21 protein-coding genes are annotated in these 19,006 nt (G+C 49.3%); 13 read left to right on the top strand and 8 right to left on the bottom strand.

Going from position 1 to position 19,006, the window contains the following annotated elements:
- The first annotated feature begins 1 nt into the window (after position 1).
- The 9 genes from DPRO_RS00830 (at position 2) to rfbD (ending at position 6,806) form a co-directional block, all read left to right on the top strand.
- On the top strand, positions 2 to 841 hold the full coding sequence (locus DPRO_RS00830; protein WP_232005663.1) for a HesA/MoeB/ThiF family protein: 840 nt from the start codon (positions 2 to 4) through the stop codon (positions 839 to 841).
- 134 nt (positions 842 to 975) lie between these two features.
- A complete protein-coding gene (locus tag DPRO_RS00825; protein WP_097010363.1) occupies positions 976 to 1,362 on the top strand; it encodes a winged helix-turn-helix domain-containing protein in 387 nt (128 codons plus the stop codon).
- A gap of 50 nt (positions 1,363 to 1,412) precedes the next feature.
- On the top strand, positions 1,413 to 2,237 hold the full coding sequence (locus DPRO_RS00820) for an extracellular solute-binding protein (protein ID WP_097010362.1): 825 nt from the start codon (positions 1,413 to 1,415) through the stop codon (positions 2,235 to 2,237).
- Between the two features lie 61 nt (positions 2,238 to 2,298).
- Positions 2,299 to 2,994 (top strand): ABC transporter permease, encoded by a 696-nt coding sequence (locus DPRO_RS00815; RefSeq protein WP_097010361.1) that lies wholly within the window; start codon positions 2,299 to 2,301, stop codon positions 2,992 to 2,994.
- Positions 2,991 to 3,647, top strand: a complete 657-nt coding sequence (locus DPRO_RS00810; protein ID WP_097010360.1) for an energy-coupling factor ABC transporter ATP-binding protein — start codon at positions 2,991 to 2,993, stop codon at positions 3,645 to 3,647. The genes DPRO_RS00815 and DPRO_RS00810 overlap by 4 nt, the downstream gene beginning before the upstream one ends.
- A 17-nt stretch (positions 3,648 to 3,664) precedes the next feature.
- Positions 3,665 to 4,372 carry a molybdopterin-guanine dinucleotide biosynthesis protein MobB gene (locus tag DPRO_RS00805; protein ID WP_097010359.1) on the top strand — a complete coding sequence of 236 codons (708 nt, stop codon included), beginning with the start codon at positions 3,665 to 3,667 and terminating at the stop codon, positions 4,370 to 4,372.
- The gene (locus tag DPRO_RS00800) at positions 4,372 to 4,824 is read left to right on the top strand and encodes a tRNA (cytidine(34)-2'-O)-methyltransferase (RefSeq protein WP_097010358.1); all 453 of its coding nucleotides are present in this window, start codon (positions 4,372 to 4,374) and stop codon (positions 4,822 to 4,824) included. Before DPRO_RS00805 ends, DPRO_RS00800 begins: the two co-directional genes overlap by 1 nt.
- Positions 4,825 to 4,913: 89 nt before the next feature.
- Complete coding sequence (gene rfbB / locus DPRO_RS00795) at positions 4,914 to 5,930, top strand: dTDP-glucose 4,6-dehydratase (RefSeq protein WP_097010357.1); 1,017 nt, start codon at positions 4,914 to 4,916, stop codon at positions 5,928 to 5,930.
- Complete coding sequence (gene rfbD, locus DPRO_RS00790; RefSeq protein WP_097010356.1) at positions 5,931 to 6,806, top strand: dTDP-4-dehydrorhamnose reductase; 876 nt, start codon at positions 5,931 to 5,933, stop codon at positions 6,804 to 6,806. It begins immediately after the preceding gene.
- On the opposite strand, the gene DPRO_RS00785 is transcribed toward rfbD, so the two are convergent.
- A complete protein-coding gene (locus DPRO_RS00785) occupies positions 6,803 to 9,475 on the bottom strand; it encodes a cyclic nucleotide-binding domain-containing protein (protein WP_232005662.1) in 2,673 nt (890 codons plus the stop codon). The two genes, rfbD and DPRO_RS00785, sit on opposite strands and share 4 nt — an antisense overlap.
- A 322-nt stretch (positions 9,476 to 9,797) precedes the next feature.
- On the opposite strand from DPRO_RS00785, the gene DPRO_RS00780 reads away from it, so the two are divergent.
- Complete coding sequence (locus DPRO_RS00780) at positions 9,798 to 10,706, top strand: glycosyltransferase family 2 protein (RefSeq protein WP_097013613.1); 909 nt, start codon at positions 9,798 to 9,800, stop codon at positions 10,704 to 10,706.
- Between the two features lie 51 nt (positions 10,707 to 10,757).
- On the opposite strand, the gene DPRO_RS00775 is transcribed toward DPRO_RS00780, so the two are convergent.
- From DPRO_RS00775 to DPRO_RS00755, 5 genes are all read right to left on the bottom strand, one after another.
- Positions 10,758 to 11,699, bottom strand: a complete 942-nt coding sequence (locus DPRO_RS00775; RefSeq protein ID WP_097010354.1) for an aminotransferase class IV — start codon at positions 11,697 to 11,699, stop codon at positions 10,758 to 10,760.
- An 11-nt stretch (positions 11,700 to 11,710) separates the two neighbouring features.
- The gene (locus DPRO_RS00770; RefSeq protein ID WP_097010353.1) at positions 11,711 to 12,736 is read right to left on the bottom strand and encodes an aspartate-semialdehyde dehydrogenase; all 1,026 of its coding nucleotides are present in this window, start codon (positions 12,734 to 12,736) and stop codon (positions 11,711 to 11,713) included.
- Positions 12,736 to 13,629 (bottom strand): methylenetetrahydrofolate reductase, encoded by an 894-nt coding sequence (locus DPRO_RS00765; protein ID WP_097010352.1) that lies wholly within the window; start codon positions 13,627 to 13,629, stop codon positions 12,736 to 12,738. Before DPRO_RS00765 ends, DPRO_RS00770 begins: the two co-directional genes overlap by 1 nt.
- Before the next feature lie 126 nt (positions 13,630 to 13,755).
- Positions 13,756 to 14,142, bottom strand: a complete 387-nt coding sequence (gene mutT, locus DPRO_RS00760) for an 8-oxo-dGTP diphosphatase MutT (RefSeq protein ID WP_097010351.1) — start codon at positions 14,140 to 14,142, stop codon at positions 13,756 to 13,758.
- A complete protein-coding gene (locus DPRO_RS00755) occupies positions 14,139 to 16,115 on the bottom strand; it encodes an ABC-F family ATP-binding cassette domain-containing protein (protein ID WP_097010350.1) in 1,977 nt (658 codons plus the stop codon). The genes mutT and DPRO_RS00755 overlap by 4 nt, the downstream gene beginning before the upstream one ends.
- 99 nt (positions 16,116 to 16,214) lie before the next feature.
- Between DPRO_RS00755 and DPRO_RS00750 the strand changes: the two genes are divergently transcribed.
- The 3 genes from DPRO_RS00750 to DPRO_RS00740 all read left to right on the top strand — a co-directional run bounded on the left by DPRO_RS00750 (position 16,215) and on the right by DPRO_RS00740 (position 17,302).
- Positions 16,215 to 16,481, top strand: a complete 267-nt coding sequence (locus DPRO_RS00750) for a GIY-YIG nuclease family protein (RefSeq protein WP_097010349.1) — start codon at positions 16,215 to 16,217, stop codon at positions 16,479 to 16,481.
- 151 nt (positions 16,482 to 16,632) lie between these two features.
- Entirely contained in the window at positions 16,633 to 16,830 is a 198-nt protein-coding gene (locus DPRO_RS00745) for a hypothetical protein (protein ID WP_157917332.1), read from the top strand.
- Positions 16,831 to 16,846: 16 nt separating this feature from the next.
- A complete protein-coding gene (locus DPRO_RS00740; RefSeq protein ID WP_097010347.1) occupies positions 16,847 to 17,302 on the top strand; it encodes a hypothetical protein in 456 nt (151 codons plus the stop codon).
- An 85-nt stretch (positions 17,303 to 17,387) separates the two neighbouring features.
- On the opposite strand, the gene leuB is transcribed toward DPRO_RS00740, so the two are convergent.
- Positions 17,388 to 18,455 carry a 3-isopropylmalate dehydrogenase gene (gene leuB, locus DPRO_RS00735; RefSeq protein WP_097010346.1) on the bottom strand — a complete coding sequence of 356 codons (1,068 nt, stop codon included), beginning with the start codon at positions 18,453 to 18,455 and terminating at the stop codon, positions 17,388 to 17,390.
- A 49-nt stretch (positions 18,456 to 18,504) separates the two neighbouring features.
- Positions 18,505 to 18,996: a 3-isopropylmalate dehydratase small subunit gene (locus DPRO_RS00730; protein ID WP_097010345.1), complete on the bottom strand. Its 492-nt coding sequence runs from the start codon at positions 18,994 to 18,996 to the stop codon at positions 18,505 to 18,507.
- Positions 18,997 to 19,006 lie beyond the last annotated feature (10 nt).

The raw sequence follows: 19,006 nt of genomic DNA, 5'->3' as shown, positions 1-19,006 counted from the left end.
CTTGTCTTCCGACATGGCTGAAGCCATCCGAGGCAAAGCAGAGCCTACGGAGTTGCCCGCGGGAAGTCCTGGACTCTTCATCAGCTTGAACCACATCGCTTCCATTGCGTTGGCCCACGACGTGCCTGGATGGAAGGTTGAGCGTGAAGCGTTGATTAATGGGATCATACCCAAGCGATATCTTCGCAGTATGAATTCCATCACTGCCAATGATCAACTCAAGTTATTGGATTCTTCGATTGCCCAAGTCGGCCTTGGCGGACTTGGAGGAACTCTACTGGAAATTCTGCTGCGAACCGGAATCGGAAGAATCCGCACCGCTGACGGCGACAGCTTTGAAGAATCCAATCTCAATCGGCAGGCATTGTCCACGGTTCACTCTCTTGGGGCGCACAAGGCGAGCGCCGCCATAAACAGAGCTGCCGAAATCAACCCCTCAGTCGAATGCGAGATAGCAACACAATTTCTGGACGCTACCTCGCTACCCACCTTTGTTAAAGGGGCTGATCTGGTTATCGACGCTCTAGGGGGACTCGAGACTCGCCTTACTCTCCAACGCAGTGCAGCCGAAGCCAACATTCCAATGGTTACCGGCGCCCTTGCGGGATGGACCGGCTATGTTGGAGTAGTCCAACCAGGGCAGACCGGCCCGGCAGATATCATGGGAAGCGATAATGCGGCTGAAGTAATCCTGGGTTGTCCTGCCCCCGCCGTTTCACTTTTTGCATCGCTGATGGCTTGCGAAGCCATAAAGATTCTCACAGGTCATACCTCATCACTGGAGTCGTCTATGCTCATAGTCGACCTCCACTCCCATACTTTCGAAAAAGTACAGCTTTAATTGAAACATTTGTGTCAAAACATGACTATTATGTCATTGTTGACTTAATTGTTTGATTCCTGCATATATTCATCCGAACATGCTTTGGATGGCGTTCACTATTATTGATAACGCTAAAACTATATTGGGAAATTATGTCAAAATCTAACAAGGCAACACTCAGATTACGCGTTTGGATCGAGCAAAAAGATCAGATCTATATCGGCATAGGCAGCACTCTTCTTCTTCAACATATCGAGAAACTCGGTTCGCTGCGTAAAGCAGCCGAGGCCCTCGGCATGTCCTACAGGCGCGCCTGGGGCAAATTAAAGAATGCTGAAGAGAGAATCGGTCAACCGCTTGTCGAAAAGACCAAAGGAAAAGGGCAACGTTTCAACCTGTCACCTTTTGGAAAAGAGTTGATGGAAAAGTTCCTTCATTTCTATCTTGATGTTGAACAATATGCGGCTCAAAAAGCTGAAGAAGTCCTAAAAATGGATGTTGAGAAATCCGGTGAATTCTATCGGGATGACACAGAATAAGCATAAGCCTTTATTGTAAAGGAATTAAAAAACCAAATATGGGAGTATTTATGAAACGCATTGTCACATTTACATTGTCTCTTGTTCTCACTCTGGCACTTACAGTGCCGGCAATGGCCTCCAAAACTCTTATGATGGCTACCACCACAAGTACTGCCAACACCGGCCTGCTTGATGAGCTTATTGTTCCCCTGTTCCAGAAAGATGCTGGCGTGGAAATCAAGTTTGTTGCTGTCGGCACCGGTAAAGCCCTCAAAATGGCTGAAAACTGCGACGTTGATGTCGTACTTGTTCACGCTCCCGGCGCTGAAAAGAAGTACATGGACAAAGGTGTCCTGATTGATCGCAAAGAACTCATGTACAACGACTTTGTCATCATCGGCCCTGCTGCTGATCCCGCAGGCGTCAAAGGCATGAATGTCACCAAGGCTTTGACCACCATCAAGGAAAAAGGCGCAGCCTTCGCCAGCCGCGGCGACAACTCCGGCACCAACAAAAAAGAGATTTCTCTTTGGAAGTCCGCCGGTATGGCTGTCCCTGAAAAGGAATCCTGGTACGTCCAGACCGGTCAGGGCATGCTCCCCACCATCAACATTGCCAACGAGAAGTCCGGTTACACCATGACTGACCGTGGTACCTTCATCAAATATGCTGACAACCACGACGGCAACCCGCCGCTGGTAGTTCTGGTCGAAGGCGACAAAGTCCTGTTCAACCAGTACAGCGCCCTTGCTGTTAACCCCAAGCATTGCAAGGATGCCCAGTACGACCTGGCCAAGCAGTTCATCGCTTGGATGGCCACTCCTGAGACCCAGAAGGCTATTGGCGAGTTCAAACTCCTTGGCAAGAAGCTTTTTATTCCCAACGCAAAGTAATCCAAGTATGAGTACCCCCGGGGGAACGGATCATCGTTCCCCCGGTATTTAAGGATTATTAATGGATTACTTACTTCAAGGTTTTTTTCAGGGTTTTGCTCTTCTATTCACTGGGGACCCTGAGACCTACTCTGCAATTCTTGCCACTGTCGGCGCTTCCAGTCTTTCCATGTTTTTCAGCTTGACCTTGGGCGTTCCCCTCGGGTTCATGCTTGGACACAACAATTTTTTTGGCAAACGGGTAATCAAGACACTCGTTGACACCTTACTGTCATTCCCAACCGTTGTTATCGGCCTGCTTGTTTATGCTTTTTTGACACGACATGGTCCACTGGGTGGGACAGGCCTCCTGTTTTCTCTGCCAGGCATAGCCATCGGTCAAACCCTGCTGGGACTGCCTATTATCATCGCCATGACCGCCAACGCCGTTGAAACACTGGACAAGCGTCTTCCCATGACCCTGACCACTCTTGGGGCAAACCCAAGACAGATACTGTGGGCCACGGTCATGGAAGCCCGGTTCTCCATCATGCTTGCAGCCATGGCTGCCTATGGTCGCATAGTATCGGAAGTGGGCATTTCGATGCTGGTTGGTGGTAATATCAAATGGCACACGCGTACCATCACAACAGCCATTGCGCTTGAAACTGGCAAGGGCGAGTTCGCTGTCGGCATTGCCCTCGGCATCGTTCTTCTTTCCGTGGCTCTCATAGTGAATATTTCCGCATCTGGTCTCAAGAAAAGAGCAGTTCAATGAGTTCCCCAATCATCAAACTCGACAATGTTCAGCAGGTTTTTTCCAATCGTACAGTTCTGAGCATAGAAACGCTTGAGCTCGGCGAAGGAGAGATCGTAGGGTTGGCCGGCCCTAATGGATCTGGCAAAAGTACTTTGCTCAAACTCCTAGCCTTCATAGATTCTCCGACGTCCGGCGTCATTGAGTTCTGCGGCATTCCAACAAGCAATAAACCCGGCGCTGTACACCGACAGGCAACCCTGCTTGTTCAGGAACCTTACCTGCTGAAAAGGACCGTATACGCGAACATCGCGTATGGTTTGCGAGTCAGAAAGAAAAACGATATTTCAACCAAGGTACACAACGCATTAGTTGAAGTCGGACTCGACCCAAATTCATTTTCTCAGCGACAATGGTTTGAACTATCCGGCGGAGAGGCGCAACGAGTTGCCTTGGCGGCCAGACTTGTTCTCAAACCCAAGGTGCTGTTGATGGATGAACCGACTGCCAGCCTCGACACAAAAAGCGCACAACTCATACGAACGGCTGCGCTCAACGCAAGAGATCAATATGGCACCAGTCTCGTCATCGCCAGCCACGATTTGCCCTGGCTTGGAGAAGTCAGCGATCGGACTATCCACCTCGAACATGGTAAAATAGTTGAAATAACATAGACTCTCGGAGTTCAAAGATGAAAGCAGTCTCCATAGTTGGTCCCAAGAAATCCGGCAAAACGACCCTTGGACTCAAACTGGCCAAGTACTTTAAAGACAAAGGACTCACAGTTGCTGCCGCTAAGTTCTCCCACCACGACTTTGATTGGCAGGAAGCAGACACGACCAAATATGCTGAACACTGCAATGCCGTAGCAGGACTTGGACCAAGTGAAACCTTTGTTCACTGGACAGACAACCGCTTTCTGCCTGACATACTCCCCTTGCTTACGGCCGATGTGCTTATCGTTGAAGGCGGAAAAACCCAAACCTACCTTCCACGAATTCTCTGCTTGTCTGGCGATATGTCCGACGGCACTGACTGGCTCCTTCCCGAGCTGGCTATAGCGTCACATGGCAACGAATCAATCGATGGAATCCCATCCATGGACTCTGTTGAAGAGCTCGCGGAAATCGTCCTTGAAAAAGGCTTCTTCCTTCCCGGCATGGACTGCGAAACATGTGGCCGTCCCGACTGCAAAACCCTGGCTGCCGAAATCATTCGAGGCGCAACGACAACGAAAGCATGTCTTGCCTTGCACAACTCCATTTCTATAGATATCAACGGTGCACCCGTCGGCATGAAGCCCTTTGTAGAAGACATCGTTTCTGCTTCCATTCGGGAAATGATCCGCACCCTGAAAGGATATTCCCCAGGTAAAGCCACCATCAAACTGGACGTATAATGCGCATAGTACTCTTCGAGCCGGAAATTCCACCCAATACCGGCAATATTGCGCGGCTTTGCGCCGCGACAGAAACCCCACTGCATCTCATCGAACCACTTGGTTTCTCGGTTGACGACAAACACCTAAAACGCGCAGGACTCGACTACTGGCCTCACGTCAATGTGGTAGTGCACCCCAACTTCGAGCACTTCATTACCTCCATTCAGCCATCGCGACTTGTCATGGCGACCACTAAAGCCAGCACCGCTCACCACGTATTTCAATTTGAACCAGACGACGCTATCGTCATGGGACCTGAAACGAGAGGACTTTCCGACTCCATGCTCGAAAAGTCTGACCACCGTGTGCGCATTCCCATCTGGGGGCAAGTGCGAAGCCTCAACCTTTCCACAGCAACCGGCATCCTTCTCTATGAAGCGCTGCGCCAAACTGACTTGATCCCGTCTTAGCCTGTCTTGCCTTTTGTGTTAGGCACCTGTATTATTCTTCACTAGTGTAATAATTTATCAAAAAAACAACTCTTTACTACAATAGTCATATGAAAATTCTTGTCACCGGCGGCTGCGGTTTTATTGGGACCAATTTTATACGCCTGATGCTGCAAAAGCACCAGGACTGGTCAATTATCAACCTCGACCAACTGACCTACGCAGGCAACAGGCTCAATCTGCTGGACCTTGAAGAAAATGAGCCTCGCTACACCTTTGTTCAAGGTGACATTGGGGATCGTGAATTGGTGATGGACCTTCTCTCCGACCACTCCATTGATGCCGTTATCAACTTTGCAGCAGAATCACACGTGGATCGTTCCATCAACGATCCGTCGCCCTTCGTCAAAACTAATGTTCTTGGTGCGCAGAATCTTTTTGAATGCGCCCGTCAGCGCAACATCAGCCGATTCGTTCATATTTCCACTGATGAAGTATACGGTTCCCTTGGACCGGAAGGGCAATTTGTCGAAACGACACCACTTGCTCCCAACTCGCCCTACTCTGCGAGCAAGGCCGGTGCGGACATGATGGCACGTGCCTATTTTGAGACCTATGGATTTCCCATTCTCGTAACACGCTGCTCCAATAACTACGGTCCCTACCAGTTTCCCGAAAAACTGATTCCGCTCATGTACATGAATGCCATGGCCGACAAGTCACTGCCTGTATATGGTGATGGTCAGAATGTTCGCGACTGGATATATGTTGATGACCATTGCCTTGGCGTAGAACTGACCCTCCTAAAAGGAAAGGAAGGCCAGGCTTACAACTTTGGCGGCAACGCTGAGGAAACCAACCTTGATGTTGTGAAAACGCTGCTGAGCGTAGTAGGCAAACCCGAGTCCCTCATCACATATGTTGCTGATCGTCCAGGACATGACCTTCGCTACGCCATGGATTACTCACTGGCAGCCGAAGAGCTTGGTTTCGCCCCAACAGTCGACTTTGAAACCGGCTTGAAAAAGACCATCCAGTGGTACAAAGAGAATCAGCTTTGGTTGGACCAGGTACAGAGTGGGGAATATCGTCAGTTCATGGACACATGGTACGAGGAGCGTTCTTAAATGAACTTGCGCGGCAAAACTGTTCTGATTTTCGGCGGCAAGACCGGACTACTCGGACAATCCTTAACGGCAGCACTGAAAGCAGCAAAGGCCAAGCCCAAACCGCTTTCCAGCCGTGACTGCGATATCCTGGATGTTTCCGCTGTCTCGTCTGTGTTGGATAAGTATGATGCAGACATAGTGATCAATGCGGCAGCATATACTCAGGTCGACCTGGCGGAAGAAGAACAGGAGCTTGCATTTGCCCTCAATGCGACAGCACCAGCGCTCATGGCTGCCGAAGCTGCAAAACGCGGTATTCCATTTGTACACTTCAGTACAGATTTCGTTTTCCGAGGTGATAAGACCGAGCCTTACTCCGTATATGACGAGCCGAGCGCCTATTCTGTTTACGGCATAAGCAAGGCCGAGGGAGAGAAGAATCTTTTATCGCTTGGCTACGACAACACGTTGATTATTCGTACATCATGGCTATTTGGCCCAGGGAAGATCAATTTTGTCGCCAAGATACTCAGCCTTTGTGAGCAACGAGATACCCTGACTGTCGTTAGCGATCAGATTGGCTCCCCTTCCTATACTCCTGACGTATCCATTCACACGCTTCAGCTCATGGAGGCGGACGCGACTGGAATTTACCATATCGCCAATTCAGGCATTACATCGTGGTTTGGACTCGCATCTGCCTCTGTCTCTTTGGCAGCCAAGGGGTGCTCGGTGAATCCAGTCTCCAGCAGTGCCTACCCTACGGCAGCCACACGCCCCAAATACTCTGCACTTGACCTTTCGCGTTTCATCAAAACGACAGGAGTCACTCCCCGTCACTGGGAAGAAGCTCTGAAAGAGTATATCTCCGACACGATCCTTGACGCTTCCTAGTGCATCAAGTCCCTGACTTTAAAGCTGGCATTAGCCAAACGATTGGCAAGGGTATTGATGATATATCGATGCAAGCATGAAACCAGCATAGGCGCTCGCTTTTCAACAGCTTTGAGCTTTTCATTGTTGATCATGTAAAGAACGCACTTTTCCGAAGCTCGTACTGTGGCTGACCGTGCCGCCAGATTGTAGATACCCATTTCGCCAAAAACAGCCCCTGGACCAACTTTTTTCAGCCGAATTCGTTTACTGTTTTCGGTCTCAAGCATGATTTCCAGCCTACCGGATTCAACAAAATACATGGCATCAGAAGCTTCACCTTGAAGAAAAACAGCTTCCTCTTTCTGCACAACCACTCGCTTAAAGACTTTCATCAAAGCAGGTATGTAGCTTGGTTCCGGGAAAACGGGAGCAAGCATTTCCGGCAGTTTCATTTCTTTCAATTCCAGAATATTCTCTGATTCCAGCAGTCGATTCTCGCACCACTCCATCGCATAATCAAGATCAAGGAAGAGTCTAAAATTGCCTCCAGCCTCGTGCAGATATCCGCCGCTTTCCATATGTTCTTGCAACTCAAGAGGCGCACTGGCTATGACCAAATGCACTTCATACTCTTCGACAAGTTGGCTCAGCTTATCAAAAACGACCCCACCAGCAGAAGCCAGGCCACTGACATTTCGGAAATCAAGAATAATATACTCAACTGGAAGCAGTTGCTTATCAGCAAGACGCCGATGAATATCACGCAAAAGCGTCGTCATTGATCCTAAAGAGATAAAACCCTGAAGTCGCATAATGTGAATATGATCTCCATATTCAACCAAAACACGATCCTGCGCCGGAGCCCGATCCACATTGCTTCGATGAGTAGCCCCTGAAAGAATGTTTGAGACAGGACCCAAGAGGCTATTCCTGCGAACAGTTACGGCGAGAGCGAGAGAAACACAGAAGCCCACTCCAAGAAGAATCCCAAAGATGGCTGTAACCAGGAAGGTTATCCAGAGCATCCAGACATCTTCGCGTCGGGTAAACGGTGTTCGCGATTTGAACATCCAACCTCGAATCAACGTCAACCCGGCGAAGAGCAGCAAGGCTTCCGGGATGAAACGGGGTATGAGCGGAATAATGAGTTCGGCATAATACAATCCGGCAAAGCAGACCAGACCGGCAATAACGCCTGACACTGCACCCCTGGCTCCACATCGATAATTCCCCACACTGCGCCCAAAGGAAATCCCCAGGGGCATTCCACCCACAAGGCCGGAAGCAATATTGGTCAACCCCAGCGCCCGGTATTCGACATTCAGGTCAACGTCCGCCCCCTGCACCAATTCCAACCTCGTAATTCTGTACATCGAGGTTAGAGCGATCAACGCACCCAGCGCACCTATGTAAAGGGCATTGGATTTGAGCACGCTCCATTGAATATTTTCGTATCCTGCGCGGATGGCATCCCAGGAAAGGGTGATACCGGCATCAACGAAATCCGGAACAGGATGGGCAAGAGAAGTGACGAGATCATTGGAATACCATGCGCCTGCACCATACCCCAACGCAGAAGTCACAAGCAGAACGAAAAGAAGGAATAACGAGTTTTTGCTGTTGGCTAACCCCAGGAATAACGCCAATCCCAATCCGAGGCTGGGTGCCATGGCGGAAATCCCCCCTCCCTGCTGAAGGTCCTCCACAAACTCACCAAAGGAGAAGAAAAGAATTCGCCAGTCAAAATCAAATCGGCCCATCCATGAAATGGACGCTAGAACGACAAACACACCGACGCCACCGATGACACCGCCCACAATTTGGACTGGTATATGTCGAACAAGTTCAGCAGCTTTCAGTTTTCCAATGATCCAAAGCCCCAGTCCCGCGATGACCGAGGTCAAGGCAATGGTCACCAAAATCGTTGCCAGCACTCCTTCAGTATGTGTTGTCCCGGCTAGATCACGATAAACTGACCCGAGGAAGAAGAACATCATCGCCGTTACAACAGTTCCAGGCCCAGCCAGAGCAAAAGGCACTCTGCCCTGCAAGGAATAGAAAATACAACCGACCGACATCCCAACTACGGTAACAGTCAACATATGGGGCATGTACTCACTCACACCAATCTGCGTGGATGCAAGCATGGCCATGGCTACAGCGAAATAGAAAGCAACAACTCCTGAGACCAACCCGGAAAAGATATTAAGAGGTAGACTGCCCGTAAAAATAGAACCTCGTCTCGGAGCAAGCTCTTCAACCAACGCTCCACTGTTGGCAGAATCGTCTGCGGCGAAGTCGGTATCCCACACCTGAGGGGCTGGTTCATCTCCGGTCAGGTCGCTCACATCGACATCTCTCTCATCGACATGGGAAGTCTGGATAGCATTGGGAAAAAGAACGCCACACTCCGGACAATGAGTCCCAGCTTTATCGTGAGGGACGACAGCGCCACATTTTTCGCACAAGACGTCTTCCGACGAGTAATCAACATCGCTCTCAGTTCGATCAATGTCGATAGACTCAGCCCCTTGCTCCCCCTGAGCTGCAAGCCGCTCTTCTTCTGTCTCGGCAAGTTCTTCATCGAGACCCTCGAAGGCTTCCTCGAATGGCGTACTGCTTGGGGTCGGGTCTTCAACAATGACTACACTTTTAATGCAATCTGGGCACTTGGCCTTTTTGCCCACCAGGACATCGGGAACGACTCGCTCATATCCACAGGAATCACACTTGAAAACTGCCACAATGCACCACCGGATCGTTTATTTTCATTGCTCGGACAAATCGCCGAGCATGCTAATTCTATCAGCCTTTTATAGTACATACGTTAACAAAAGCAGCGGCGCAAGCTATCAAACCGGACAGCTTTGCAAGTATATTTCAAAAAAATGCCATGCCCCCCTAAAGATATTGATTATCGTGTCGATAAAACTAGCACGAAGACGGATAATTGCGCACAAGGAGTGTGCGCACCGTCCAATGATAGACTATCCCAAGGAAGGGTTGGCCATGCAGACAAGACCAGTTGTCTCCATACTCGTTTCCGACTTGGAAGCACACCCCAGCATGCCACGGCTGTTGCAATCCATTGCTCGCCAGTCCACCGGACTCAGCAAGGTAGAGATATTGATTGCAGGCTGTGACGCCCCTGGCACTCCTTCACTTGACATATGGTCAGCAATAACTGGCTCCACCAACATTTCCTTCATTCCCATTGGGGAGGAAGCATCCCCTGCCCAAGCTCGCAATCATGCAGCTTCTAATGCCAACGGAGATTTTCTCCTCTTTCTCAGACCAGATTATCGACTGGACCCAAAGTACATGACAACGGCACTGTCCGTTTTTGATGATTACCCGGAAGCAGATGTGATGTACCCGGACTATATCCGGCTTGCTCCCGCCAACGACAGGTCCATCACACCGGGTATGGTCCAACTTCCGGAATTTGACCAGTCGCTTCTGCAGACAAACAACATTCTCGGGCCAGCCGTGATCATGCGACGGGAAGCATTCGAGCGGACAGAGGGATTTCGAGATAATACGCTGTATCGAGACTGGGACATGTGGGTACAGGCGGCCAACACAGGAAGCTCTTTCCTCCACGTGGATTACCCGCTCGCTTCGTGCGAACATGCCAAGATTTCTTTCAGAGACAGAGCGGAAGACGGCAGAAACAAGGCAATGATAGTAATCAACAACCAGTCTTACTTCCACATGCATACAGTTCGTTGGGCATTGGGCTATTTACGCGGAGATGCATGGGCGCTCGCACACAACTTCATGACGCTCCCTTCGGCAATGGAAGTCACCCGAATGATGCACGAGTATCACATGAAGGCAATGGGAACGGACAGGCTGGCAGAAAAGGCAATCCGACAATTCGACATATCACCGTCATCGGTTGAAGCCGCGCGATAAAAAAGGCCGCCCAAAATGGACGGCCTTTTCTTATTTCATAAGCACACCCAATTAAATAGGTGTTCCGAAAGCGTGTAAGTCTTCAATGAGCAACGCTCTGATGCGCTTGGCCACAGGGCCGGGCCTGACATCATGAATGGGCTTGCCATTGAATCGCACGACAGGAATGGCATCGCCGGTAGTCCCAACGATTATGACTTCTTTGGCTTCAAGGATTTCATTTTCCCTGATGCCGCGAAACACAATGGACATTTCCTTCTTCAGCAGATCAAGGGCCCTCATCAGCGTTGTACCGGCCAATGCATTCGTGAACTCAGGAATGACGAGCTTTCCTTCGGCGTTAACAATGCAGACGTTTTCAGTCGCCCCTTCAGCCAGAAAATCATGATCATCAAAACAGAAGGGATAATCGAATCCCTTTGCCTGCGCCTCGCGCTTCATGAGCACATTAGGCAGATAGTCGATGGATTTAATGGTTGCCAGATACGACTGCTTGGCCGGTATCGACGTTTTGAAAGCAGTAACGCCCTTTTCATACACCGACTCTTTCGGCTTATGGAGATCAGTGGCGACAATATAAAGGCTTGTTTCAGGACACTCTGAAGGGTACACACCGAATCCACCCGGGCCTCGGCCCAAGAAGATACGGAGCATGCCACTATCCTTTCCACCGGCACGGCAGACCTCCAGAGCCAATTCTCTGATGGTTTCCCAGGAGCACGGAGGATCAAGGAATATGGAAGCAGAGGAGCGCTTCATGCGATCAATGTGCGGATCAAGCTGGTATAACTTACCATCCACAAATTTCATCGCTTCAAACACACCATCTCCGCGATGGACGAGATGGTCGTCCCACGGCATGAGCATCACGGTGGGATCTGTACAGATCATACCGACGCGATGCTCATAGAAGGCATGAACCTCATGCGCTCCCGGTCTTTCGACAGAGAGCATAGCCTCCAAATACTCGTTCTTGTCTGCCACTTTCGCCATTGTTTTTCCTTTTAGGGTACGCGAAGCAGATCGCGCTCAATCAGCGTTTCGGCGATCTGGACGGTGTTGAGTGCGGCACCTTTGCGAATGTTGTCGGAAACAATCCACATGTTGATACCATTCTCAATGGTTTCGTCTTCACGAATTCGTCCAACGTAAGTGGCATCATCCCCAGCCGCGTTCACGGGCATCGGGTACGCCTTCTTTTCGGGATAATCTTCAACAATGATTCCCGGGGACTTGGCCAGCAGAGACCGGACATCATCGGCAGAGAACTTCTCTTCGGTTTCAATATTCACCGACTCGCTATGTCCGTAGAAGACAGGGACGCGGACACAGGTGGCGGTCACCTTGATATTCGGATCACCCATGATCTTGACGGTCTCATGGACCATCTTCATCTCTTCCTTGGTGTACCCGTTGTCCATGAATACATCGATATGCGGCAGGCAGTTGAATGCAATCTGATGCGGATACACATCAGCAACAACAGGCTGTCCAGCCATCAAACGGCGAACCTGATTCTCCAGTTCCTCAATTGCCTTCTGCCCGGTACCGGAAACAGCCTGATAAGTGGAAACCACCACGCGCTTGATGCGAGCTTCATCATGAATCGGCTTGAGAGCAACCATCATCTGAATCGTCGAGCAGTTGGGATTGGCGATAATACCTTTGTGCCAATCCAGGTCGTGAGGGTTCACCTCAGGAACAACGAGCGGGCAATCATCATTCATTCTCCAGACAGAAGAGTTGTCCACCACGACACAGCCGGATTTGGCTGCAATTGGGGCAAACTTCTCCGAGGTGGATCCCCCGGCGGAAAACAATGCGAGATCAACACCCTTGAACGACTCTTCGGTCAGCTCGACAACGGTCAGCTCTTCCCCTTTGAAATTCAACTTCTTGCCAGCGCTACGAGCGGAGGCCATGGGGATGATTTCCGAATACGGAAAATCACGCTGCTCAAGAACCTTCAACATTTCCTGGCCAACGGCACCCGTGGCGCCGCAGACCGCTACTACGGGCTTCTTGTTCATTACTCTCTCTCCAATCTCTCTTCTATCTTCAAATTCCTGCCAATATCGAGACATGCCTTGGCGCGGTTCAACGTATAAAGGTGAACACCTGGGGCACCGCCATCAAGAAGCTCTTGAGACTGTTTGATGGCGTACTCCATGCCAAGGCTGTACACGGCTTCATCGCCGCCTTCTTCATGTGCTTTTTCCAATGCGCTCAGGAATTTCCCGGGGATGGCAGCACCGCAAAGGCTGAGAATAAATTTAGCGGACTTCAAGCTCATAATAGGCAGGATGCCAGGAATAACAGGCACTTCTGAACCCATCTGCTTGAGTCTCTCAACGTAGTCAAAGTAAAGGCGGTTGTCGAAAAACAACTGCGTTACCAGAAATTTCGCGCCCTTTTGAACCTTGAGATTGACCATTTCCAGATCAGACTGAATGGAGGGTGACTCAAAGTGCGGTTCAGGATAAGCAGCTCCGCCAACACACATTTCCGGGTAGCGTTTGGAGATGAACTCGATCACATCGGTTGCGTGACGAAACTCCTGCTTATCAAAATCGAAGTCCTCGACACCACGGGGCGGATCACCACGAAGAGCCAGAACGTTTTCAATATTAGCCTCGCGAAGCTTCAGCAGAAAATCATCCAATCGCTTGGCAGATGCACCAACACTGGTCAAATGCGTGATGGGCTCAATACCATGATCGCGTTTCATACGAGTTGCGATTTCCAAGGTATTGTCCTGTGTACCGCCACCTGCGCCATAGGTCACGGAAGCGAACAAGGGGGCCAATTCCTTGAGCTTTTCGACTACATCGAAAAAGCCTGGCCAGGCATCCTTTTCTTTTGGCGGGAAAAACTCCAGGGAGATAAACGGAGATTTTTTGTCAATAAGATCACATACTCGCAAACCAAAACTCCTTCATTTTCGAAATTCGTAATAGCCATCCCTGGTCATCGGGTAAGAGAAGTAACATACGCATTCTTTGCGCAACCTTCAACGCCAATTAGTGGAAGGCCCAAAATGACAAAACATTTAAAGGTGCAGAGCTTCAACAATCGGAATATCTGCAGGTAAGAACGGAAGCGATACTGTGTGGTTAGGGTCGATCCATTCCATTTTTTGCTGTTCCAAGGCCTGCACTTCACCACTGAATTCTCGCACGTGGTAGAAATGCAACTGGACAGTAAAATCATCGTAAATATGGCTGACTTCCTGCCAAAAGGAGAATTTCTGGGGGGTAATGCCCAGTTCCTCCTGCAGTTCTCTCACCAGCGCCTGTTCAGCAGTTTCACTTTCTTCAATTTTACCGCCGGGGAATTCCCACCACCCAGCCATATTTGCGCCTTCGGGGCGCTCAACAGCCAGATAATGTTCATTTCGCCAAATTATTCCAGCGACTACATTGAGGGTTGGCTTCACAAGTCATCCCCTACACTGCCGGAAATTTCCTCTATCTTCTCTTCGATCTCTCCCATTTTGAGCATCAAAGAGTCTGCCCACTCCGACACATCCTTATAGGCAGAATTGATCTTCAATGCCTCTTCGGGCTTTTCATACGTTGCCGGGTCATTCATTTTTTCTTCCAGATCAGCCTGCTCGTCCAGAACTTTCTCCAAATCCACTTCAAGTTTTTCATATTCTTTCTTGAGCGGCTTGAGTTGGCGATACATCTTGTTTCGCTCTTCAGCTTGACGACGCTTCTCTTCTTTGGTCAGCTTTCGCTTTGCCCTGGCCGCAACATTTTTGCATTCCGAAGGATCAGCCTTACATGCAAGCTCTTCCTTTCTCTTTGCATGAAATTCTTCAAAGCCTCCAAGATATTGTGTGATGCCGTCACTTTCCAATGACCACACTTCTTCGGCAACTTCATTCAGCAAATATCTATCGTGAGCAACAAAGAGCAAGGTCCCTTCGTAATCCTTCAGAGCGCGAATCAACCCTTCACGTGTTTCGATATCCAGGTGGTTGGTTGGCTCATCAAGGATAAGACAGTTTGCTCTGGCAAGAAACAGTGTAGCCAGCAGCAAACGACTCTTTTCTCCACCAGACAAGCCGCTGACCTTGCGATCGAAAAAGGGTTCGCCAAGCAAAAACAGACCGAGCACGCTCATGACCTGCTCTTCCGTAAGGTTCGGATCAGAAAGCCGACGAATCTCACCAATGACACTGTTATCCAGGTTCAAAATCTCATGCTGATGCTGACTAAAATACCCGATTACAGTCCCGCTACCAATTTTAACGTGGCCGGATGCAGGCTTCAAATCGCCCATTATCAACTTCAAAAGAGTCGATTTACCAGCTCCGTTGGGCGCAACCAAAGCAACTTTCTTTCCGCGAAAAAGTTGAAAATCAAGCGAAGGCCAAATGGGAGCTTCGCCCTCGTAGCCAAAAGAAAGATCAACTGCCGCAATGGGAACCTTATCCCCTCGCTTGGGCTCAGGGAGTCGGAAGTTCAAACTTTTACCGCGATGCGCTCCGGCCTGGACTTCCTTGATCTGGTCAAGCTCCTGCTCCAGTTTTTCCACTTTCTTGAGCTTGGACTGAGCCTGAGCCGCCTTACGCGCCTTCACACGAAACTTGTTGATGTATTTGTATTCGTTTTCGATTCGAGCAGACAGCTTGGCCGCCTCTTTAGCCCGCTGCTCGGCATTCTCGGCATCCCAGGCAAGAAAATCATCGAAGTTGCCCTTTCGCATAACAGGCTTTCCACCACCAAGAAATACGACATGGGTTGCTACTCGATTCAGAAAGATACGATCGTGAACAACAAAAGCCAACGCCCCGCGGAAGTTGAGCAGATACTCTTCAAGCCACTCTACAGCTTCAAGATCCAAGTGGTTGGTAGGCTCATCAAGAAGCAGCACATCCGCACCCTGCAGCAGAACTCTCGCCAGCTTGGCGCGCTCACGCCAACCACCGGAAAGTTCTTCTATCTTTTTGAGCAGTTCATCATCAGAGAATCCAAGGCCAGTCAGAATGGCTCTTGCCTTATGGTCCGGGTTGTAGCCATACAACTCTTCAAATTCAGCCTGCTTGTGGGCCAACTGCTCGATTCGGTAGTCATCACCGGCTGCAATAGCTTCTTCCCACTCCTCCCAGAACTCATTCCAGGAAGGCAGTGCGGACAAGACCCAATTCAACAGCCCCTGCTGCAAAACTTCATCGGTCATCTCCTGTTGGACATATCCAACACGGGCCATCTTCGAAACAGTGACCTGCCCCTGATCCGATTCTATTTCTCCTGCAAGCACCTTGAGCAGCGTACTTTTTCCGCAACCATTCGGGCCGGTGAGAGCCAAGCGCATTCCAGGGGCCACCTCAAAGGAGACATCTGCAAAAACAGCTTCGCCCCCATAGGATTTCCCAAGATTTTGAACAGTGATTCGTGACATGTGTATATGGTTCCTTTAAGTTGGCTGTGAAATATAATGGGCGGGACCAATATGCAAGTCTGTTTTGACCACTAAAACAGTTCCGGTTACATTTTCGCCATGTCCAAATGGTTTGTTTACCTACTTCGTTGTGCCGATGACACGTTATATTGCGGTATAACTAATGATCTTAAACGCCGACTGACTCAACACAATACAGGGAAGGCGTCCAAATACACTCGTCCCCGACGCCCTGTCAGCATCGAAACATACACCGAAGTGAGTACGAAAAGCGCTGCTCTCAAATTGGAGATACAGGTCAAAAAACGCAAGAAAAATGAAAAGGTCTTTTTTCTTGATTCATTTAAAAAACCAACAACATCATGAAGTTATATCGACGAAACAGGGAGAGACTTGCCAAAACCATTACTTCAATGTAAGGAAATCTCTGTAGTAATTGCCAAATCTACCACACAAGAAAATCAGGACTAGATAAGACTTTATGCTGGACGCTAACACACTATACCTTCTTCTTATCATGTTGGCATTCATATGCATTGCCATCGTCCTGGTTCATTACCACAAAAGTACCGATGAGATTCAGCGCAAGAAAAGCGAAGTAAGTAACTATTCATACCAACTGCAACGAAAAATCGATGCAGTGGAGAACGAGATTGTTGATTTGCGCCTGAAGATTGACGAGCTAGACACCGAAATTGGCGAGTATAGAGGTTAATATCATGATAGGCCCTATGACCATACTCATACTCATCGGAGTCATTCTTTTCTATATAATCAACAAGATTTCCACTATACGCCTGGAAGAAATCAACGCACTGGAAGACAAACGTAAAACACTCATCAATAAGTATGAATACATGGTCAACCAGCGCAATGACCTGCAAAATCAGCTAATAAAAAAAGAACAAGCATTAACGACGTTACGCAACAACGAAACAGGCCTGAAAACCATTTCAGCCAAAGACCTTGATATGAGTGAGATTGATGAAAACGAAAAAATCAGTCGTTACCTCATTCAGGAAGGCAAGATAACTCTTGAGCAAAATGAAAACACCCTCAAGAAAATGAATGTTCTTCAGATGGATTACCTCGGTGCCTGCCTCGCACTTGGATACATAGACCTTGAAACGGCCAAAAGAACAATGAAGATCAATAAAATATCGATCAAAACCAAGCCTATGAACTGATTTTCAGTTGTTGAGACCAAAACATCAAAACGGCCACACCTTATAAAAAGGTATGGCCGTTCTTTATTCTTTAATCTCAAACGATCTACATATTTGCCAGAACAGCATCCGTCATTTCTACGCAACCGACCGACTTGCCGCCCTCCTGCCAGATATCTCCGGTGCGATAACCCTGCTCAAGGGTTTTCTCTACAGCACTTTCAATGCAATCCGCTTCTTCCGTCATATCGAAAGAGTGACGCAGCATCATGGAAACCGAAAGGATGGTGGCCAAAGGATTGGCCTTGTCCTGTCCGGCAATATCAGGAGCAGAACCATGGATAGGCTCGTACAGCCCAGGATTGGACTCACCAAGGGACGCTGAAGGCAGCATACCGATGGAACCGGTAATTGCGGCAGCTTCATCCGAAAGGATATCGCCAAACAGGTTACCGGTTACCACGACATCAAACTGTGACGGATCGCGAACCAACTGCATGGCAGCGTTGTCCACATACATATGGGACAACTCCACATCCTGATAGTTCTTATGCTCATCAATAACGATCTCACGCCAAACACGGGAAACATCGAGAACATTGGCTTTGTCTACAGAGCAAACGCGGCCAGAGCGCTTACGGGCAGCCTCAAATGCAACACGTGCGATACGACGAATTTCATGCTCGTAATACGTCATCGTGTTATAGCCGAAACGCTCTCCATCCTTTTCGCCATCGAATCGAGGCTCACCAAAATAGATGCCACCAGTCAGTTCACGCACGACCATGACATCCAGGCCCTTGGCAACGATGTCAGGGCGAAGATAGCAGGCATCGGCAAGCTGCTTGAACAAGGTGGCCGGGCGCAAGTTGGCAAACAGGCCCAACTCTTTACGAATACCAAGCAACCCTTTTTCAGGACGAATAGCAGGATCAATGGTGTCCCATTTAGGGCCACCAACGGCTCCCAGCAGCACGGCGTCAGCATCCTTGCACTTGGCAATGGTATCAGCAGGAAGCGGCACACCTTCGGCATCAATGGCACAGCCGCCAATGAGCGCTTCTGTTGTTTCAAAGGTGCGTCCGTATTTCTCGCCCACCTTCTTCAATACTCGCAAGGCTTGCGCCACAATCTCCTGACCTATGCCATCACCAGGCAAAACACATATTTTCATTTCTCTCTCCAGCGTCAATGCTTATGTAAACAAGACTCGCAAAAACCGACTAAGCGAGTTTCTTTTTGGCGTAATCCACCAGACCGCCAGCATTCAGGATTTCCTGCATGAACGGAGGTACAGGTGCAGCCTGAACAGAGGCTCCGGTGCTCAGATTCTTGATGAGACCGGTCTCTGTATCAACTTCAATCTCATCCTTATCGCTGAACTTGTCGATGTCATCGCCAATCTCAAGAAGCACCAGGCCCATGTTGAAACCGTTGCGATAAAAGATTCGCGCAAACGACTTGGCGATGACGACCGGGATTCCGGCCCCAAGGATGGAAATGGGAGCGTGCTCACGAGAAGAGCCGCAGCCAAAGTTTTCGCCGCCAACCATAACGTCATTAGCCTTTACCCGCTTGACCCAACCTTCTTCCAGCCCTTCCATGCAGTTGGCACCAAGCTCTTCAGCATCGGTCGTAACCAAGAAGCGGGCAGGAATGATGGCATCGGTATCGATGTGATCGCCTACTTTATGTGCTGTTCCAGAAACTTTCATTGAATCCCCC

Origin of the sequence: Pseudodesulfovibrio profundus (genome assembly GCF_900217235.1) — a bacterium.
Taxonomy (GTDB): domain Bacteria; phylum Desulfobacterota; class Desulfovibrionia; order Desulfovibrionales; family Desulfovibrionaceae; genus Pseudodesulfovibrio; species Pseudodesulfovibrio profundus.
Note: the sequence above shows the minus strand (reverse complement) of the source record. Positions and strands in the feature narration are given on the sequence as shown.

Excerpts from the sequence above, each read along its gene's own strand:
- DPRO_RS00825 (WP_097010363.1), top strand. The coding sequence starts at position 976 with ATGTCAAAATCTAACAAGGCAACACTCAGATTACGCGTTTGGATCGAG.
- DPRO_RS00770 (WP_097010353.1), bottom strand. The coding sequence starts at position 12,736 with ATGAACAAGAAGCCCGTAGTAGCGGTCTGCGGCGCCACGGGTGCCGTT.
- DPRO_RS00755 (WP_097010350.1), bottom strand. The coding sequence starts at position 16,115 with ATGTCACGAATCACTGTTCAAAATCTTGGGAAATCCTATGGGGGCGAA.
- DPRO_RS00810 (WP_097010360.1), top strand. The coding sequence starts at position 2,991 with ATGAGTTCCCCAATCATCAAACTCGACAATGTTCAGCAGGTTTTTTCC.
- DPRO_RS00780 (WP_097013613.1), top strand. The coding sequence starts at position 9,798 with ATGCAGACAAGACCAGTTGTCTCCATACTCGTTTCCGACTTGGAAGCA.
- DPRO_RS00730 (WP_097010345.1), bottom strand. The coding sequence starts at position 18,996 with ATGAAAGTTTCTGGAACAGCACATAAAGTAGGCGATCACATCGATACC.
- DPRO_RS00800 (WP_097010358.1), top strand. The coding sequence starts at position 4,372 with ATGCGCATAGTACTCTTCGAGCCGGAAATTCCACCCAATACCGGCAAT.
- DPRO_RS00815 (WP_097010361.1), top strand. The coding sequence starts at position 2,299 with ATGGATTACTTACTTCAAGGTTTTTTTCAGGGTTTTGCTCTTCTATTC.
- DPRO_RS00805 (WP_097010359.1), top strand. The coding sequence starts at position 3,665 with ATGAAAGCAGTCTCCATAGTTGGTCCCAAGAAATCCGGCAAAACGACC.
- rfbD (WP_097010356.1), top strand. The coding sequence starts at position 5,931 with ATGAACTTGCGCGGCAAAACTGTTCTGATTTTCGGCGGCAAGACCGGA.
- DPRO_RS00750 (WP_097010349.1), top strand. The coding sequence starts at position 16,215 with ATGTCCAAATGGTTTGTTTACCTACTTCGTTGTGCCGATGACACGTTA.
- DPRO_RS00775 (WP_097010354.1), bottom strand. The coding sequence starts at position 11,699 with ATGGCGAAAGTGGCAGACAAGAACGAGTATTTGGAGGCTATGCTCTCT.
- DPRO_RS00745 (WP_157917332.1), top strand. The coding sequence starts at position 16,633 with ATGTTGGCATTCATATGCATTGCCATCGTCCTGGTTCATTACCACAAA.
- rfbB (WP_097010357.1), top strand. The coding sequence starts at position 4,914 with ATGAAAATTCTTGTCACCGGCGGCTGCGGTTTTATTGGGACCAATTTT.
- DPRO_RS00740 (WP_097010347.1), top strand. The coding sequence starts at position 16,847 with ATGACCATACTCATACTCATCGGAGTCATTCTTTTCTATATAATCAAC.
- DPRO_RS00820 (WP_097010362.1), top strand. The coding sequence starts at position 1,413 with ATGAAACGCATTGTCACATTTACATTGTCTCTTGTTCTCACTCTGGCA.
- leuB (WP_097010346.1), bottom strand. The coding sequence starts at position 18,455 with ATGAAAATATGTGTTTTGCCTGGTGATGGCATAGGTCAGGAGATTGTG.